This is a genomic window from Bradyrhizobium sp. (assembly GCF_004799405.1).
Classification (GTDB): domain Bacteria; phylum Pseudomonadota; class Alphaproteobacteria; order Rhizobiales; family Xanthobacteraceae; genus Bradyrhizobium.
In genome coordinates this window covers 1-16,567 of sequence record NZ_SSMW01000156.1, presented here as the reverse complement: position 1 = coordinate 16,567, position 16,567 = coordinate 1, and the positions used below count along the sequence as shown (strand labels likewise).

General features: G+C 60.6%; 14 protein-coding genes and 1 pseudogene. 6 read left to right on the top strand and 9 right to left on the bottom strand.

What is annotated here, in order from left to right; all coding sequences use genetic code 11:
• Window positions 1-64 precede the first annotated feature (64 nt).
• Window positions 65-2,110 carry a threonine--tRNA ligase gene (gene thrS, locus E7813_RS25130; RefSeq protein ID WP_291577991.1) on the top strand — a complete coding sequence of 682 codons (2,046 nt, stop codon included), beginning with the start codon at window positions 65-67 and terminating at the stop codon, window positions 2,108-2,110.
• Window positions 2,111-2,218: 108 nt separating this feature from the next.
• Entirely contained in the window at window positions 2,219-2,782 is a 564-nt protein-coding gene (locus tag E7813_RS25125; RefSeq protein ID WP_291577990.1) for a nitroreductase, read from the top strand.
• A 12-nt stretch (window positions 2,783-2,794) separates the two neighbouring features.
• On the opposite strand, the gene E7813_RS25120 is transcribed toward E7813_RS25125, so the two are convergent.
• Both E7813_RS25120 and E7813_RS25115 read right to left on the bottom strand, forming a co-directional pair.
• The gene (locus tag E7813_RS25120; RefSeq protein WP_291577989.1) at window positions 2,795-3,910 is read right to left on the bottom strand and encodes a mannosyltransferase family protein; all 1,116 of its coding nucleotides are present in this window, start codon (window positions 3,908-3,910) and stop codon (window positions 2,795-2,797) included.
• A gap of 62 nt (window positions 3,911-3,972) precedes the next feature.
• Window positions 3,973-5,025 carry a hypothetical protein gene (locus tag E7813_RS25115; RefSeq protein WP_291577988.1) on the bottom strand — a complete coding sequence of 351 codons (1,053 nt, stop codon included), beginning with the start codon at window positions 5,023-5,025 and terminating at the stop codon, window positions 3,973-3,975.
• A gap of 209 nt (window positions 5,026-5,234) precedes the next feature.
• Here E7813_RS25115 and E7813_RS25110 point away from each other — a divergent pair, with 209 nt between their 5' ends.
• A complete protein-coding gene (locus E7813_RS25110; RefSeq protein ID WP_291577987.1) occupies window positions 5,235-6,305 on the top strand; it encodes a patatin-like phospholipase family protein in 1,071 nt (356 codons plus the stop codon).
• A 15-nt stretch (window positions 6,306-6,320) separates the two neighbouring features.
• Here the strand turns inward: E7813_RS25110 and E7813_RS25105 are convergent, their stop codons facing one another.
• The 3 genes from E7813_RS25105 to E7813_RS25095 form a co-directional block, all read right to left on the bottom strand.
• Window positions 6,321-6,749: a CBS domain-containing protein gene (locus E7813_RS25105; protein WP_291577985.1), complete on the bottom strand. Its 429-nt coding sequence runs from the start codon at window positions 6,747-6,749 to the stop codon at window positions 6,321-6,323.
• Window positions 6,750-6,938: 189 nt separating this feature from the next.
• Window positions 6,939-7,739: a rhomboid family intramembrane serine protease gene (locus tag E7813_RS25100; protein WP_291578008.1), complete on the bottom strand. Its 801-nt coding sequence runs from the start codon at window positions 7,737-7,739 to the stop codon at window positions 6,939-6,941.
• A gap of 298 nt (window positions 7,740-8,037) precedes the next feature.
• Entirely contained in the window at window positions 8,038-9,012 is a 975-nt protein-coding gene (locus E7813_RS25095; protein ID WP_291577984.1) for a quinone oxidoreductase, read from the bottom strand.
• 535 nt (window positions 9,013-9,547) lie between these two features.
• Here E7813_RS25095 and E7813_RS25090 point away from each other — a divergent pair.
• The 3 genes from E7813_RS25090 to E7813_RS25080 all read left to right on the top strand — a co-directional run bounded on the left by E7813_RS25090 (window position 9,548) and on the right by E7813_RS25080 (window position 11,953).
• The gene (locus tag E7813_RS25090; RefSeq protein WP_291577983.1) at window positions 9,548-10,105 is read left to right on the top strand and encodes a PAS domain-containing protein; all 558 of its coding nucleotides are present in this window, start codon (window positions 9,548-9,550) and stop codon (window positions 10,103-10,105) included.
• A 281-nt stretch (window positions 10,106-10,386) separates the two neighbouring features.
• The gene (locus E7813_RS25085; RefSeq protein ID WP_291577982.1) at window positions 10,387-11,001 is read left to right on the top strand and encodes a PilZ domain-containing protein; all 615 of its coding nucleotides are present in this window, start codon (window positions 10,387-10,389) and stop codon (window positions 10,999-11,001) included.
• 331 nt (window positions 11,002-11,332) lie between these two features.
• Window positions 11,333-11,953: a transglutaminase-like cysteine peptidase gene (locus E7813_RS25080; RefSeq protein WP_291577981.1), complete on the top strand. Its 621-nt coding sequence runs from the start codon at window positions 11,333-11,335 to the stop codon at window positions 11,951-11,953.
• A gap of 234 nt (window positions 11,954-12,187) precedes the next feature.
• On the opposite strand, the gene E7813_RS25075 is transcribed toward E7813_RS25080, so the two are convergent.
• From E7813_RS25075 to E7813_RS25060, 4 genes and pseudogenes are all read right to left on the bottom strand, one after another.
• The gene (locus E7813_RS25075) at window positions 12,188-12,313 is read right to left on the bottom strand and encodes a hypothetical protein (RefSeq protein ID WP_291578012.1); all 126 of its coding nucleotides are present in this window, start codon (window positions 12,311-12,313) and stop codon (window positions 12,188-12,190) included.
• A gap of 37 nt (window positions 12,314-12,350) precedes the next feature.
• Window positions 12,351-12,755, bottom strand: a pseudogene (locus tag E7813_RS25070) (alpha/beta hydrolase); the annotation flags it as partial.
• A gap of 237 nt (window positions 12,756-12,992) precedes the next feature.
• Window positions 12,993-13,784 carry an SDR family NAD(P)-dependent oxidoreductase gene (locus E7813_RS25065; protein WP_291577980.1) on the bottom strand — a complete coding sequence of 264 codons (792 nt, stop codon included), beginning with the start codon at window positions 13,782-13,784 and terminating at the stop codon, window positions 12,993-12,995.
• A 284-nt stretch (window positions 13,785-14,068) separates the two neighbouring features.
• A complete protein-coding gene (locus E7813_RS25060) occupies window positions 14,069-16,093 on the bottom strand; it encodes a pyrroloquinoline quinone-dependent dehydrogenase (RefSeq protein ID WP_291577979.1) in 2,025 nt (674 codons plus the stop codon).
• Between the last annotated feature and the right edge of the window lie 474 nt (window positions 16,094-16,567).

The following is a 16,567-nucleotide window of genomic DNA, read 5'->3' as shown; positions in this document are numbered from 1 at the left end:
CCTGCTATACCCCTGTTTCCGCTTACCTGCGCTCGTTCGCAGGAGTGAGCATAAGGAGACAGCAATGCCCGACGACAAGAAGCCGTCCGCGTCCGGATTCCAGTACAGCATCACGAATTTGAAGCCGGTCGAATCCAGCAGGGTCGCCCTCACTTTTCCTGACGGCGCCAAGCGCGAATTTCCCAAGAACATCACTGGTCTCGAGATCGCCAAGGGCATCTCGCCGTCGCTGGCCAAGCGCACGGTGGCGATGGCGCTCGACGGCGTAGTCTCCGATCTCGCTGATCCAATCTTGCATGACGCCAGGATCGAATTCATTGCCCGCGATGATGCCCGCGCGCTGGAAATGATCCGGCATGACGCCGCCCATGTGTTGGCCGAAGCCGTGCAGACACTTTGGCCGGGCACGCAAGTGACGATCGGCCCGACGATCGAGAACGGTTTTTTTTACGACTTCTTTCGCAACGAGCCGTTCACGCCGGAGGATTTTGCCGCGATCGAAAACAAGATGCGCGAGATCATCGCGCGCGATAAACCCTTTACGAAGGAAATCTGGACACGCGAACAAGCCAAGCAGGTGTTCCGCGACAATGGCGAGCTGTTCAAGGTCGAGCTGGTTGATGCGATCCCGGCCGACCAGACCATCAAGATCTACAAGCAGGGCGACTGGTTCGATCTCTGCCGCGGACCGCACATGACGTCGACGGGCAAGATCGGCAATGCGTTCAAGCTGATGAAGGTCGCAGGCGCTTATTGGCGCGGCGATTCGAACAATCCGATGCTGACGCGCATCTACGGAACGGCGTTCGCGAAACAGGAAGAACTCGACGCTTACCTAAAGCAGATCGAGGAGGCCGAAAAACGCGATCACCGCAAGCTTGGCCGCGAACTCGATCTGTTTCACTTTCAGGAGGAAGGCCCAGGCGTGGTGTTCTGGCACGCCCGCGGCTGGACGATTTTTCAAGCGTTGATCGCCTATATGCGACGGCGGCTTGCGGGGGATTATGACGAGGTCAACGCGCCGCAGATTCTCGATAAATCGCTCTGGGAGACTTCGGGCCATTGGGAATGGTACCGCGAAAACATGTTCGCCGCACAATCCGCCGGCGACGAGGCCGAGGACAAACGCTGGTTCGCGCTCAAGCCGATGAACTGTCCCGGCCATGTTCAGATATTCAAGCACGGCCTGAAGAGCTATCGCGATCTACCGCTGCGCCTCGCCGAATTCGGCGTGGTGCATCGCTATGAGCCGTCGGGCGCAATGCATGGCTTAATGCGCGTGCGCGGTTTTACCCAGGATGATGCTCATGTGTTCTGCACGGAAGCGCAGCTGGCCGACGAGTGCCTCAAGATCAACGATCTCATTCTGTCGACTTATGCGGATTTCGGCTTTGATGGCGACCTCACGGTGAAGCTTTCGACCCGACCGGAAAAGCGCGTCGGCACCGACGAGATGTGGGACCACGCCGAGCGCGTGATGGCGACGGTGCTTTCTGAAATCCAGGCGCAGGGTCACAATCGTATCAAGACCGAGATCAATCCCGGCGAAGGGGCGTTCTACGGTCCGAAATTCGAATATGTGTTGCGCGACGCCATCGGCCGCGACTGGCAGTGCGGCACTACGCAGGTAGACTTCAATCTGCCGGAGCGTTTCGGTGCGTTCTATATCGATGCCGATGGTTCGAAGAAGGTACCGGTCATGGTGCACCGCGCGATCTGCGGCTCGATGGAGCGCTTCATCGGCATCCTGATCGAACATTACGCCGGCAACTTCCCGCTCTGGCTGGCGCCGACGCAAGCCGTCGTTACCACCATCACCTCGGAAGGCGACGAATACGCCAAGGTGGTCGCCGCAGCCGCGCGGCGCGCCGGTTTGCGCGTCGAGATCGATCTGCGCAACGAGAAGATCAACTACAAGGTTCGCGAGCATTCGCTGGCGAAGATTCCGGCGTTGCTGGTGGTCGGCAAGAAGGAAGCCGAATCCCACTCGGTCTCGATCCGGCGGTTGGGAAGCGAGGGCCAGAAGGTGATGCCAACCGATGAAGCGCTGGCTATGCTGGTCGACGAAGCCACGCCGCCGGACGTGAAACGGGCGAGGGCCGCTCGATGAATCGGAGGCCTGGAATTTAGAGGCCCGCTAAATATGTCCGCTTGCCGACAGCTCCGGATCACTCGATATGCCGGATAACGCCCAGCGACATGAAACCATGGGATGCCTATGCCCGACGCCATTGAACTCCTGAAAATCCGCCGCTCGGTTAAGCCGCGCGAGATGGCCGGCCCCGGCCCCTCGCCTGCCGAGCTTGAAACCATCCTGACCATCGGCGCGCGGGTGCCCGATCATGGCAAGCTGACGCCGTGGCGCTTCATCGTGTTCGAGGGCGAAGCCCGCGCGCGTGCCGGCGAGGTGATTGCGCGGGTTTTCGCGCGGAAAAATCCGCAAGCCGCGCCGACCGAGATCGAGGTCGAGAAACATCGGTTGATGGATGCGCCGCTGGTGATCGCCGTGGTCAGCTTTACCAGGCCGCATCCCAAGGTGCCGCATTGGGAACAAGAACTATCGGCGGGCGCCAGCGCGATGAATATCGTCACCGCAGCTACCGCGCTCGGCTATGGCGCGAACTGGCTGACCGGCTGGTTCGCGTTCGATCGCGACGTGCTCGAGGGCCTAGGATTGAAGGCGGACGAAAAGCTCGCCGGCTTCATTCATATCGGCACCCCTGCGAAGGCAAGCGAAGACCGTCCGCGCCCGGCGCTCGCGGATATCGTGACGCGGTTTTGATTTCGAAGCGCATCAGCCCGCGCTATACCACTGGGCAAAGCGGGCCGTATAGATCGCCAGACCTGCGGCGCTGACGCCGATCAGCGGAATGGACAGCCATAACCGATGACGGCACAGCGTGGCCATGATGATGTAGAGGGGAAAAGCCAGCAGAACGAAACGGGGCATGGAACCGAATCGTGCCGGCCCACCAACCACGGTAAGATAGGGCAGCAACAAGACACCCAGACCAAACATGCTTTGCATCAATCCAACCCGACGGCAAAACACGATTAGAGTCGCACCGACTGCTATGAAAAACCACGCCCCCTCGGAAGGTATTTCGCGCAACGGCTGCAGCGTCAACGCCAACCAGACCCGATTAACGAAACTTATTTCGCCTTGCCAATATTGCTGCGCGGAGACAAACCGCAATGGATCGCCCACTGTGATCCAGAGATAAGACGCGAAAAGAACGACGCCGGACGCGGCCAGCAGCCCGCAAATCAGGCCGTAACGCAGCAGTTCGCCGATATTCCCCTTGTGAGTATTCCAGACCTGCCACAGCACAATCGGAAATAGCACAATGCCAGTCGAGCGCGTGGCGAACGCCAAACCGGCGCACAACGCGGCAGCGACGAGCCGTTGACGCCGGAGCAAAAGAATGCAGCCGAGCGCGAAGCACAGTGTCATCGATTCCGTATAGCCGGCCGAAAGGAACACCGACGTCGGAAAAAAACCGAGAAACCCGACGGCGAGATAACCGGTCTGCTCGTCGAATTGTTCGTCCGCCAGCTGAAACAGCAGGAGCGCTGCAAGGATCGCCGCTAGGTTCGCGACGATCAGGACCGCGAAATGTATTTCAACGCCGAATAAAGCCAACGCTTTTATGATCAATGGATAAAGCGGGTAAAAAGCGAACGCCTCGGGAACGGTATAGCCTCGCTCGGCGATCGAAAGGTACCAGCCCGCGTCCCATCTCAGCAGGCTATCGAACCACCCTATGCCGGCATCCCATCGACCGTCGCCGGGCGCCAATGGAATGAAACGGGTCGCGAATTGAATCGCGACGACAATTACCAGTCTCGAACCGAGAAAAATGGCGAGTGCCGGTCCAAAACCGCGCAGGCTCGCAACACGTGAAATCATTATTTTCTACTGCTCAAATAAATTCTGGATCATAAATTCGGGTTAAATAAAGCTTCGCGGCGTCAGTGTGCAACCACCTCGACCTCGCCGTCAACGCCATTGACGACGTTGAAGGGCCGCTCAAATACCTTGCCCTCGTTCTTGGCGATGGCGCGATATTCGCCTTCGGAAAGCACGACGCGAGGGAATGCGCCGATCGATTCCTTGATGACGTCGCCGCCCGGGGTAATTACCGACCACGCCGTGTTCGCCAAGGCTTCACCACCCTTGTCGCTGACCAGCTTCAGAGTGATGACAGCTGCGCGATGCGTGATAATCACATCGGTCAGTTTGCCGGCCTGAACGCGGATATCTGAGCGCACCACCGAATTGGCGTCGCCATAATTGGAAATGATGTAGTAGGTTCCTTCCGGCAACAATACGACATCGCCCGCGGCGACGCTCGGGACCAATGCGGCGCGCTCGCCGACCTCAAATTGGCTGCCCTTGTAGATTCCGAACGAAATCTGGTTCTGCGGGATCTTTGACGTGCCGACGCGACCTTCGATGCGCAAGCCGCCTGCCGGAAGCAGGAAAGATTCACGGTCGGTCTCGGCCTTGAGGGTGACCGGCCGCACCGCGCTAACCAACCCAAGGGCAACATGGACAACGTAGTTACCGGGCGGCAGCACGATATTGGGCGTCGCGCCGCGTTCCTCGCGGATCAATTTGAAGGTGCCGGTCTCGTCCGGCCGGTCAGAAAAAACCCGCCACACCAGTCCGCTGTTGATGACGGGCAAGTCCTTGCCGTAACGTGCCGTCAGCGCCAACACGGCTTGACCGGCCGTCGAGGCGGTCGGAGGCGCTACCGCCGGCGGTACTACGGCGATGGAAGGTTGAGTCAATGGCGCGGGCAGGCTGGGAATCGATGCCGGGCCGGATGGGGCCAGATTCATCGCCGGTCCGGAAGACGCCTCCGGGACCGATACCGGTGGCACCGGGGGCGGCCGGTCGGAAAACATCTGCGCCGAGGCCGGGCTAGCTGTCAGCCAGACCAGAATTCCCACATGCACAAGTACCGACAGCGGGTGTCCGCCCCGCCCGGATCTGCCAATGCCGTTGCCCCCTGGAGTCATGGCGCATGCTTTTCACTGAAAACGCGGCAAATTCAAGCCTCCTGGCTCAGGGACGATACCCTGTGGAACCGGCAGAACGCCCGCGTGTTACTCCAAAAGCCGCGTTCCCGTCACAATCTCTACCCAAGCCATCCACATAAACCATGCCTGTGGTACTTTCTGGCAGGGTCGCGCCCGAGCGATTAGGCTTGTACGCCAAGGAGATATCGGTGCTTGAGAATCTGATGAAGCGCCCCCAGAACGGCTCCGGTGGCCGCGACAAGGTGGGACTCGGCGCCATCAGGCGGCCGGTGATTGGCCTCGCGTTGGGCGGTGGCGCCGCCCGCGGATTTGCTCATATCGGCATCGTCAGGACGCTGATTGCCCACGGCATCGTTCCCGATGTCGTAGTCGGCACCTCGATTGGCGCTGTGGTCGGCGGCGCCTATGCGACCGGCCATCTGGACACCCTGGAAGCGTGGGCGCGCAGCCTGCAGCCGCGAAATATTCTGGGTTATCTCGATATCCGCCTCAACGGTTCGGGCCTGATCGGCGGCGACAAGTTGGCCGCACAGCTTGAAGCGGCAATGGGCCAGACCTTGATCGAGGACTTGCCGGTGAAATTTGCAACCGTCGCCACCGAAGTCCGTACCGGCCACGAGATCTGGCTCACGCGCGGGCGCATGGTCGATGCGATGCGCGCCTCCTACGCACTGCCGGGTATATTTTCACCGGTACTCGTGGGCGACCGCTGGCTGGTTGACGGCGCGCTGGTGAACCCGGTGCCGGTGTCGGCGGCGCGCGCATTTGGCGCCGAAATCGTCATCGCCGCCAACCTCTCCAGTGATGTGTTTGCACACTCTACCACGGTCTATTCCCATGGTCCCTCGTCCGAGGCGGCGGTGGCGATCGCGCCGGAGGCTGCGATCGAGGCTGCGCCGCCGAAACGCGGCTTCGGCAAGTTCTTTTCTCCGGAGCGCACCATGAAGCGCGAATTTTTCGGCGGCGGTGGCCGACCGGGAATCTCCACGGTGATGGTCGACGCCTTCAACATCATGCAGGACCGCATCACCCGGGCACGCCTCGCCGGCGATCCGCCTGACTTGTTGATTTCTCCGCGTGTCGGTCAAATCGGCTGGTTCGATTTCCATCGAGCCGACGACCTGATCGCACATGGCGCGCGCGCCGCCGCCCGAGCCATCGAATCCATTCAGGAAGCAATTAACATTCTCGTGCCAGCCTCCGCTAACGAAACACGGGCCACCCGCGAACCAAGCGCATCGGCCGAGAACAAACCCTGAGCGAACGAGCTTCGTTCAAGCAGTCTTGATGTATTCGCGCAGCGCTTCCTGTTCGGTCTCGTATTCCCGCACCCGCCATTTGACGATGTCGCCGATCGAAATCAGGCCGACCACCTTGCCGTCCTCGACCACCGGCAAATGCCTGAACTTGCCCAATGTCATCATTTCCATGATCGCGCTGACGGTGTCGGACTGTTTGCAACTGATGACTTTGCGCGTCATCACGGCGCTCACGGGCTCATCGAGCACCGCAGCCCCGCGTTCGCCGAGTACCCGCACGATGTCGCGCTCTGACAGGATGCCTTCGATGCGGCCTTTGCTCATCGCCAGCAGGGCGCCGATCCTCCGCTCCGCAAGAATCTTGATCGCAACCGAGAGCTTTGTCTCCGGCTCGACGCTCTGGATGTGATGACCTTTGGAATCGAGAATTGAACGTACCGTCATTGTCGCCTCCTGAAGCCGATCGCGCTCTCAGGTAAGCGCGGTCTTTGTTCCCTTGAGTCTTCAATCAACAGTCTAGCGCCGATTTCGTTTCAGGCGCATTCGGAAAACACGGACATTTAAGCGCGTCTGCGGGCTTATGCCCTGCCGCATGACATGATGAATCAAATTGTGCTGCCCCGCAAGCGAGGATCAACCGCTGTTCGAGCCGTCCTGGGAGGAAGCATCTGCAGCATTGGTTGTCGTGCGCGGGACCGGGTCGAACAGTGAAAACAACAAAAGACCAGCGAAAAATCCGCCGATATGCGCTTGCCAGGCGACGCTGGCACCGTCTGCCCCGATCGCGATCGATCCCACCCCGAAGATGATGTTGACGCCGAACCAGACGGCAAGAAAACCCAGCACGCGGCCGTTACTCAGCGAGCGCGTCAGCGAAAGCGCAGGCACCCGCGCGGCAGCATCGGCATTTCCACGGCTGAACGACAGGAAACTACCTTGCACGAAGGCAAAGCGGATGGCGGCCGCCATCGTTCCGGATACCGACGCCGAAGCGCCAATCATAGGCGCCACCGCATGCTCATGGGTGACCAGATGCGCCAGTGCGCCCGCCGCGGCCGTTACGGCCATAAACACGAAAAACCGCAGTGCGCCGAAACGACGCGCCAGCGCGCTGCCGAACGGCAACAGCCACAGCACGTTGAAACCGATATGGCTGAGATTGGCATGCAGCAATGAGTAGGTGATAAACGACCAGATCTTGGCGCCGGCGCCGCCGGGGAACGTGATCGCCAGCAACGTCGAATCGTAACGCTTCGGAATAAAGCCGAACATCTGGATGACATCGTCGTCGATATCGAACGGCAACAGCATCCGAACGAGATGAATTACCGCAAGCAAGGCGACATACGCCGTCAGAGCGCCCGGCAGCGTCAGAATTGGCTCGCGCGGGGCCTCGATCGGCAACTCTGGCGGAGATTCTGGTTGAGATTCCAAGGGGTCAAAGCCTGCAGGGCGGCTCACGCGAGCGATGGGCCCAGATAGGCGGCTTGGCGCTGCGGCGCAAGGGCGCAAAATGGACCTGCTGATATCCCAAGCACGGTTTTGGCGACTTTCAGCATCCCCGCGAAAATCTCGGTGAATCTATGAGCATCGTCGGGTCAGGTCGCCGACAACGTAGTTGCGATCTTGGACGACAAAGGACGGTCGCATTGTCGAGCAGCCAGGTCGCGGGGAGATATTCCGCGACGGCAGAAAGATAAGAACGCGGACCGTTGCAGAACGGACCGGGATTTTAAACCAGCAAAACCGTCGAGCCCGTGGTCTTGCGCGCCGCGAGATCGGCGTGTGCCTTGGCCGCGTCCTTTAGCGGATAGGTTTGGTTGACCTCGATCTTGACCGCGCCGGACTGCACGACTTCGAATAGCTCTTTCGCCATGGTCACGAGGTTCTCGCGTTTGGCGCCATAGGTATTGAGCGTCGGCCGAGTAACATAGAGCGAGCCCTTTTGAGCCAGCAATCCGAGGTTAAGCGGATCGACGCTGCCGGAAGACTGTCCGAAGAGGGCAAGGAGGCCCAGGGGCGCCAGGCAATCCAGCGACTTCAGGAACGTGTCTTTGCCGACAGAGTCGTAAACTACCGGCACTTTCTTGCCTCCGGTGATTTCGTCGACGCGCTTTACGAAATCCTCGCGGGTGTAGACAATGGTATGGGCGCAGCCATGCGCCTTGGCGAGCTTGGCCTTCTCGTCGCTACCGACGGTGCCGATGACGGTTGCGCCCAGATGCTTGGCCCATTGGCCGAGGATGAGCCCGACTCCGCCGGCGGCGGCATGGAGGAGGATCGTCTCGCCGGCTTTGACGCGGTAGGTCTGCCGGATCAGATACTGCGCCGTGAGGCCTTTCAGCATCATCGCGGCGGCGGTCTTGTCATCAATGCTGTCGGGCAGCTTGATCAAACGGTCGGCGGGAATCAGCCGCGCTTCGGCATAGGCGCCCACCGGCGCGCTGCCATAGGCGACGCGGTCGCCCGGCTTCAAATCGGTGACACCGGCTCCGACTTCCTCGACCACGCCGGCTCCTTCACCGCCCAGACCGCTTGGCAGTTGGACCGGATAAAGTCCCGAGCGATTATAGATGTCGACAAAATTCAGCCCCACGGCCGTGTGGCGAATGCGCGCTTCACCTGGACCGGGCTTGCCGAGCTTGACCTCTTCCCAAACCAGAACTTCAGGCCCGCCGGCCTTATGAAAACGGATGGCGTGCGTCATGGAATTACTCCTCGGGTAAAATGACAAAGACGGGCGCCGCAGCGGAGCCGGCCCCGCCCGACAGTTTCGGTCACAATATGCGCCGAACGTGCGGCGGGGAATACCCTTAAAGGCAACATCTCGATGACATCGAAGACCCGGAGGGCGCCGGCCGCAAGAGCGAATGAATCAAAAAGGGAGGGCTCTGAGAAAGCCCTCCCTTTAGCTCGTTGACCTTGCGCGCTGGAAACCGGGTGACATCCCCACCCCTCCCCGCGCGACGACCAAACCGTTTAACGCCGCTGTAACAACCTCGCCGGCCCCTGGAGGAAAACCGGAACGCGTTGAAGTGCGCGGACACTAGCAGCCCTGCGGCGATCCCCAATCGCATAGTTAATTTAACGTTAACGGCGCAAAGGTGAGGCCGGAGGCGCGAAAACGGACCTTCGGCATGGACGCTGCAAAGCCTGTCTTGCAGAACAACCTGGGGAATGCGGGTGCGCGATAGCGGGACAAATGTGTCCCACCAAGCCGCGCGCGAGGGCAAGGCTAAGGCATGAAACATCCGTCGAGCCGCGAGTTTTTCGCATATTGGGACGAAAGGCGTGGCGGCGCGCGCGCGCCGGACCGCAGCGATATCGAGCCCGGCGCGGTGCGCGAATTGCTCGGCGACATCTTCGTGCTGTCTTATGACGGCAGCGCCGGCTATCCGTTTCGGGTCGCCGGAACCCGGGTCTGCGCCCTGCTCGGCCGTGATTTGAAGGACCGAAGCTTTTCCGCCCTGTTCACGCCGGACGACCGCCGCGAAATCGAGAATATTATAGCGGTAGTGGCCGAAGAAATGCTGGCCGCTGTCGCCGGCATTACCGCGATCTCGGAAGATGGCTCACCGGCTCAAATGGAATTGCTGCTGCTGCCGTTCAATGCCAGGGCGCACACGCCACTGAGCCTGACCGGATTGCTGGCGCCGTTCGAAAACCAACACGGCGTGCTCGGGGATTTCAGATTGAGATCGTGGCGCTATCTCGGTCATCCGCCGCAGCGTTTCGTTCCACGCGCGCTGCGAAAGCTGGCGATCGCGCGCGGCTTCATAGTCTATGAGGGCCTGCGTTAATCACTCCGCCGCTTCCGGCCACGGCTGCAACCGGATCGCCGGATGGTTGATCGCCAGGGACCGGCGGCGTTCTGATGTGAACCGACTGGTTCGCGGGTAAGGAGATCGCAACCGCGATGGGCATTTTGTGCTCGGTCATTCCTGGGGATTCAACGGGATTCCTGCGGTTGTCCCGCGACAACATGAATGCCTATCCTCCGTGCAAGCATTGCTAACCACTCGTTAACCCTGCTGGCCGTAGGGTCAGGCGACACCGAAGAGCCGGTTGTCGGGTGGCGAAGATGGCGTTAGCGAGCAGAAAAACGATTCTTCCGGCCGCCGAGGAGCGCCGGCGTTTCCAGCGAGTGAAGGTTCACCTGCTGGGCCGCTACATGCTGCCAGACCGGCGCGAATTTCCCTGCCAGATCATCAACATGTCGCCGGGGGGGCTGGCGTTGCTGGCGCCCGGCATCGGCAATGTCGGCGATCGCGTGATCGCCTATCTCGACCATATCGGCCGGGTCGAGGGCAAGATCACCCGCATTATCGACAACGGCTTTGCGATGAGCGTGGGTGCGACCGCGCGCAAGCGCGACAAGCTCGCGGCCCAACTGACCTGGCTCGCCAACCGCGACATTCTCAATCTGCCGGAAGACCGCCGCCACGACCGCATTGTGCCACGCAATCCGATTGCCCTGCTCACGCTTGAGGACGGCACCAAGATGACCTGCCGGATTATCGACATGTCGCTGTCCGGGGCCGCGATCGCCGCGGAAAACCGCCCGCCGTTGAAATCCCTCGTCATGCTCGGCAAGGTCTCGGCCAGGGTGGTGCGAAACCTCGAAGAAGGTTTCGCGCTCGAGTTCGTCCACGAGCAGCTCGAAGAGACGCTCGAGGAAAGCGTTACCGCGCGGTAAACCGCTGCGCCTACCGAATCCCTGTTTTTGTGCAGCCTGAAGGCGGTATCCGGATTGCCGGATGCCGTTTTCAGCATTTGGCATCCGCGCCAACGGAGTTAACGCACCCGGCCTTTGCCGCCGCAAACCCCTGCAATGACGGGGTCCGGCGCCTTAATGCATAAAATTTGAATCAATTGCAGTTGTTTCAAATTTTAATCGAGTTTTACTCAAGTATAGCTCAAATCAATCTCAGTTTTTACTTACATTCATCTCAATTGTACTTGGCTTACTTAGCGGCGACGCAAAACCTTTGTGCGAAACGTGGTCCCAACAAGAAACGGGGGCCACAATGTTCGGGTTCAGGGGACAGGGAAGCGGATTGGCTGTTGTTGCCGTTCTGTTGGGGATGAGTGCGGCGGCGTATGCCGGAGACGAACGGGTTCTTTATGCCAGCCTTGGCGACACCACGCGCGCGCCGATCGGCTGGGTTGAATTTTGCGTCGAAAATCCCGGCGAATGCCGCGGCGGTGGGTCTGAGCCACGCGACATCGTGATGTCGCAGACGGCTTGGCGGGATCTGCTGCGGGTCAACCGCTGGGTCAACGAAACGATCAAGCCGATGACCGATATGGATCATTGGGGCGTGATCGAGAAATGGTCGTTGCCGACCGACGGCTACGGCGACTGCGAGGACTACGTGCTCTTGAAGCGCAAGATGCTGATCGATGCCGGATGGCCGCGCGAGGCGTTGCTGATCACGGTGGTACGCGACAAAAAGGGTGAAGGCCACGCGGTGCTGACCGTGAAAAGCGACAAGGGCGAGTTCATTCTCGACAACCAGAATGAAAACGTCGTGACCTGGACCGAGACCGGTTACCGCTTCGTCAAGCGCCAGTCACAGAGCGATCCGAATGTATGGGTCTCGCTTGGCGACGGCCGCCCCGCGGCTGCCACCGCCAGCGCCCGCTAACCAGACAACAGAAACAAGGAACCCGCGACCCGGTCACATCCCCACCCCTCCCCGTCCCAGACCGGATCGCGCGCGGCCAGCCTTCCCCCAAAGGCTGGCCGCAACTTTTTGACCGGGAGGGCCCGTTTCGGCGCAATTTCTCGAGGTCATCGGACCCCAATTCGAATATCGTCACCAATTGGACGCGCGTAGCGCGGAACTGTCCGTATGCGTCCGCTCCCGCGGCCCGCCCGCTCAGGCCAAGCCTCCCAGAAACTCCAATAGAGCCGCATTCACTTCGGCGGGGCGCTCCTGCTGCACCCAATGGCCGCCGCCGTCGATAATTCGAACGAGCCGCAGATCGGTCACGTGCTCGCGCATGCGCGCGATCCTTGTAGGTGTTTCGAAACAGCTCGATGCGGGGGGCCGGGCCTCTTCCGGCATGGGGAACGCTCAGTCCGGCGACCGCCCGAACCCTTTGCGGAAAGAACAGCGAAGTGTTCCAGACAATGGGCGCTCCCCAATCGTGGCCGACCAGAATTGCCTGTCGCTCGCCGAGACCTTCAACGAGTCCCGCGATGTCGGCGCACATCTCCTTGATCGCATAGGCCTCGATCGCGGCTGGCTTGTCGCTGCCGCCATAGCCGCGGACATCGGGCGCAGCGGCGCGATAGCCCGCTTCAGCAAGGGCCGGGATCTGATGCCGCCAGGAGTACCAGCTCTCCGGCCAGCCATGCACCAGCACGACCAGCGGTCCCTTTCCGGCGAGGGCCACCCGCAGCCGAATGCCGTTGGTTTGAACGGTGGCGAATTCCGGTAGCATGGTCATGGTCTTCCCCTCGCGTTTGCGGCGTCGCGCTCGAACGATAACGTGTAAGATCGACCGGCGAGAGCCATTTCGCAATGAGCATACGCGTGCCCTGACGATCGAGAGTTGGACGCGCTTGAAACGGTTCCTAACGGCAATCGAAACGCGACTATTCCCCGAACAAGGACATTTCCAGACCGGCTCGGCATGTCCGAAAAGTGCCAAAATCGGAAGTCGTCCGGGGACGCGGGATCAGCCGACGCGTGTGTGCAGGCCGCCGTCGACGGGTATGACGGCACCCGTAACGTAGGAAGCCTCATCCGAAGCCAGGAACACTGCGACGTTCGCCGTCTCCCAAGCCTTCCCCATGCGACCCATCGGGACTTGTGCATCTCGTTGCTTGCGTAACGTATCTCGGGGCGTTCCTGTCGCTTGATGGTAACCCTCAATTGCCATTGGCGTGTCGATTAGGCCAAGCATTAGAACGTTGCAGCGAATGTTGTGCGGCGCGTTTTCAAAGGCCACCCATCGTGCGAACTCATGTAATGCAGCCTTGGATGTCTTGTAGGCAATCAGCGGATACGAAGCGATGGCGGCGACGCTGCTGACATGGGTGATGCTGCCAGACTTCTGAGATCGCATGACCGGCAAAACGTGCTTGCTGATCAACATCGCTCCATCGAGATTGACATTGAAGATGTTGTCCCAAGCGCTTTTCTCGATGTTGACAGTATCGCCATCTCGGCCGCCAATACCGACATTATTGTGAAGTATGTCGATACGCCCGAACTTGGAGACCGCAGTTTTCACCAGCGCCGCGCAGTCATCCTCCTTACTGATATCGGCAACCACGCATTCAGCATCAAACCCCTCCTTGCGTAAGAGCTCCCGTGTCGCCTCCAAAGAGACCATAGTCCGATTTGCCAACACCAGCTTTGCACCCTCGCGTGCAAAAAGAACCGCTGCCGCCCGACCATTGCCGATACTCTCGCCCCGTGTTTGCCCGGCCCCCGTGATAACCGCAACCTTGCCCTCTAAGCGCATGTCTCGCACACCTATCCAACCAGCCCCATCGAATGTTCGGCAACGTAAGAGTTTAGGCTAAAGCAAGCCACTGGACCAGCTCGCTCAGAACAGAGCGATTGCGTTGGGGGTCACAAACGGACTGACGGCAATCGAAACGCGACTATTCCCCCGAACAGCGGACATCGTCCTGCCCCCCAGCAGTCCGTTATAACCTTGATTGCTGCATCGGGCCTTTTTTCGGAGGAAGTGACCCAGAGGGTGAAGAGACCCACCGGGCGGACGGCTCGCCAAGGTGCCTGATGCTAGATGGCGGTCTTGCGCAGTCTGGCGCGCCGCCACCAGCGCCACATCGCGACCGCGATCAACGCAAGTGCAAGGACACACACGATCGCCTTGCTCCAGAACCGTCCACCGGGCCGGTCGATGGTGCGTGACCACAGTGATGGTGCCTCACCCGGCCGCGGCAGACGAAAAGCCACGAGGCTGTCGCCGATCGTGGTGCCGGCTTCGGAATGACCGCCGGCGGCGATCGCGACATATTGCTCGCCCTTCCATAGATAAGTCATCGGATTGGCGACACCGGGCACCGGTAGCCTGCCCTGCCACAACTCTTCGCCCGATTTGGCATCGAAAGCACGCAGATAGGCGTCCATCGCGCCGGTGAACACCAGGCCACCGGCGGTGATCGCGACGCCGTTGACGAGCGGCGTGCCCCACTTGAAGGCGATTTCGAGCGGCGCGCGGTCTTCGGTAGTGCCGACGGTCGAACGCCACAGGATTTTTCCGGCTTTCAAGTCGACGGCAACCAAAGCGCCCCAGGGCGGCTTGTTGCAGAGGAGCCCAAGCTTCGACATCGCCACCTTGCGCGTCATCGCAAAGGGCGCGCCGATTTGCCGTCCGAAATCGACCCCCGGGGGAGGTTTAAGACCTTCCGCTTCCGCGCGCGGGATCAGCTTGACGAGATGCACGGCGTAACTGGTGTTGGCGAAAAGGACCTGGTTTATCGGATCGAACGCCGCGCCGCCCCAGTTCACGCCGCCGCCGGTCATCGGAAAGATCATCGTGCCTTGCATCGAGGGCGGCGTGTAGAGCCCGTCATTGCGCAAGCCAGAAAGCTGCGCGTCGCAGGACGGGCTGCCGATAATGGGTGGGAACTTGAACTCGTCTTCGGGCGCGAAACGCTGCGGCATCAGGTCGGGCACGTGGGTCGGAAACGGCTGTGTTGGCGATAGCTTTTCACCCTCTACCCCGCCCTGCGGCACGGCGCGCTCCTCGACCGGCCAAACCGGCTTGCCGGTGTCGCGGTCGAGCACGAACACAAAGCCCTGCTTGGTCGGTTGGATCACGACGTCGCGCAGGCCGTCGCCGGTATCGATCCGCGCCAGCGTCGGTTGCGCCGGCAGGTCATAATCCCAGACGTCGTGATGCACGGTCTGAAACGACCATACCAGTTCGCCGGTCTCGGTTCTGAGCGCGACCACCGAATTGGCGTGTTCGTCGTTGCCGGGGCGCTCGCCGCCCCAGAAATCCGGACTAGGCGACGTCGTCGGCAGGAACACCAGGCCGCGCTCATCATCCACCGACATCGGCGCCCAGACATTGGCGTGGCCGGCGCTGATGCCATCGTGAACCAGGGGGTCGAAGCTCCAGCGTGCGGCACCGGATCGCGCGTCAAAGGCGCGCACGATGCCAAGCGGTGCATCCACGCGCACATTGTCCGATATCGAAGAGCCGACCACGACCACGCCATGGCTGACCACCGGCGGGGAAGTGATCTGGAATTCACCCGGCCACACTAGCGGCTTGCCGATCTCGATCCTCACCTCGCCATTGGTGCCGAAATCGGCGCAGGGAGTACCGGATCTGGCGTCGAGCGCGATCACGCGGTAGTCGTTGGTACCCATGAAGATCCGCGAACTGCAAGGCGCGCCCTTAGCCGCCTGCCCGTCGGCCCAATAGGTGATCCCGCGGCAGACGTAGCGATTGCCCGGCCGCTGGCTGGGCGAGACCTTGGGATCATAGCGCCACTTCTGTGCGCCGGTAGCGGGATCCAGCGCGATGACCTCGTTGAAGGGCGTGCAGAAGATCAGGCTGTCCTCGACCAATAGAGGGGTGGCCTCGAACTTCGTGCGCGCCATCAGCGCGGGCGCGCGAGCTTCGAGATCGCCAGTGTGGAATTCGAAGGCGGGAACAAGATTGCCAACATTGGCCGGCGTGATCTGCGTCAGCGGCGAGAATCGCTGTCCGCCGCTGTCGCCGCCCCAATATTCCCACGCGCAAGCCGGTGGAGCGGCCAATAGCAGAAGGCCAAGCAATGTCCCAGGCATTCCAGCGGTACGGACCAGCGCAAACATCAAACGCTTTAGAAGGTTTGCCGCGCCGATGGCATACAGGACGCGCCAAGTTGTTTGACCGTAGGCCCTGATGTTTGTCGTCATAAGGAATTTCCAGCAATCGGGTCGCACACACAACGGGTTTGGCCCCCGCCAGTTGAGAGTTACGGCCGACGAGAAGGTGCGGCTGCTTCAAGCGTTCGATGAAAGTAGCACCAAAATGAAATTGTGTTGAGGGGTACCGCGAGAGGGTCACCGGTCCCATGTCGTCTTCGAGTCAAAAGCAGACCTCACAGCCCGGAAATGCGACTTCTGCTATTCCCCCGAAACGACATCATCCGGCCCCCCGCCATGTGCGCTTTGTGCCATGTGTGGACGGCTCCGGGTTGGCAAGAACTTTCTTCACGTTTTGCAGCATTGGTCGGTGCAGCCATGTGTTCGGCCTGTAAGTGCGGTTCACATGACCGC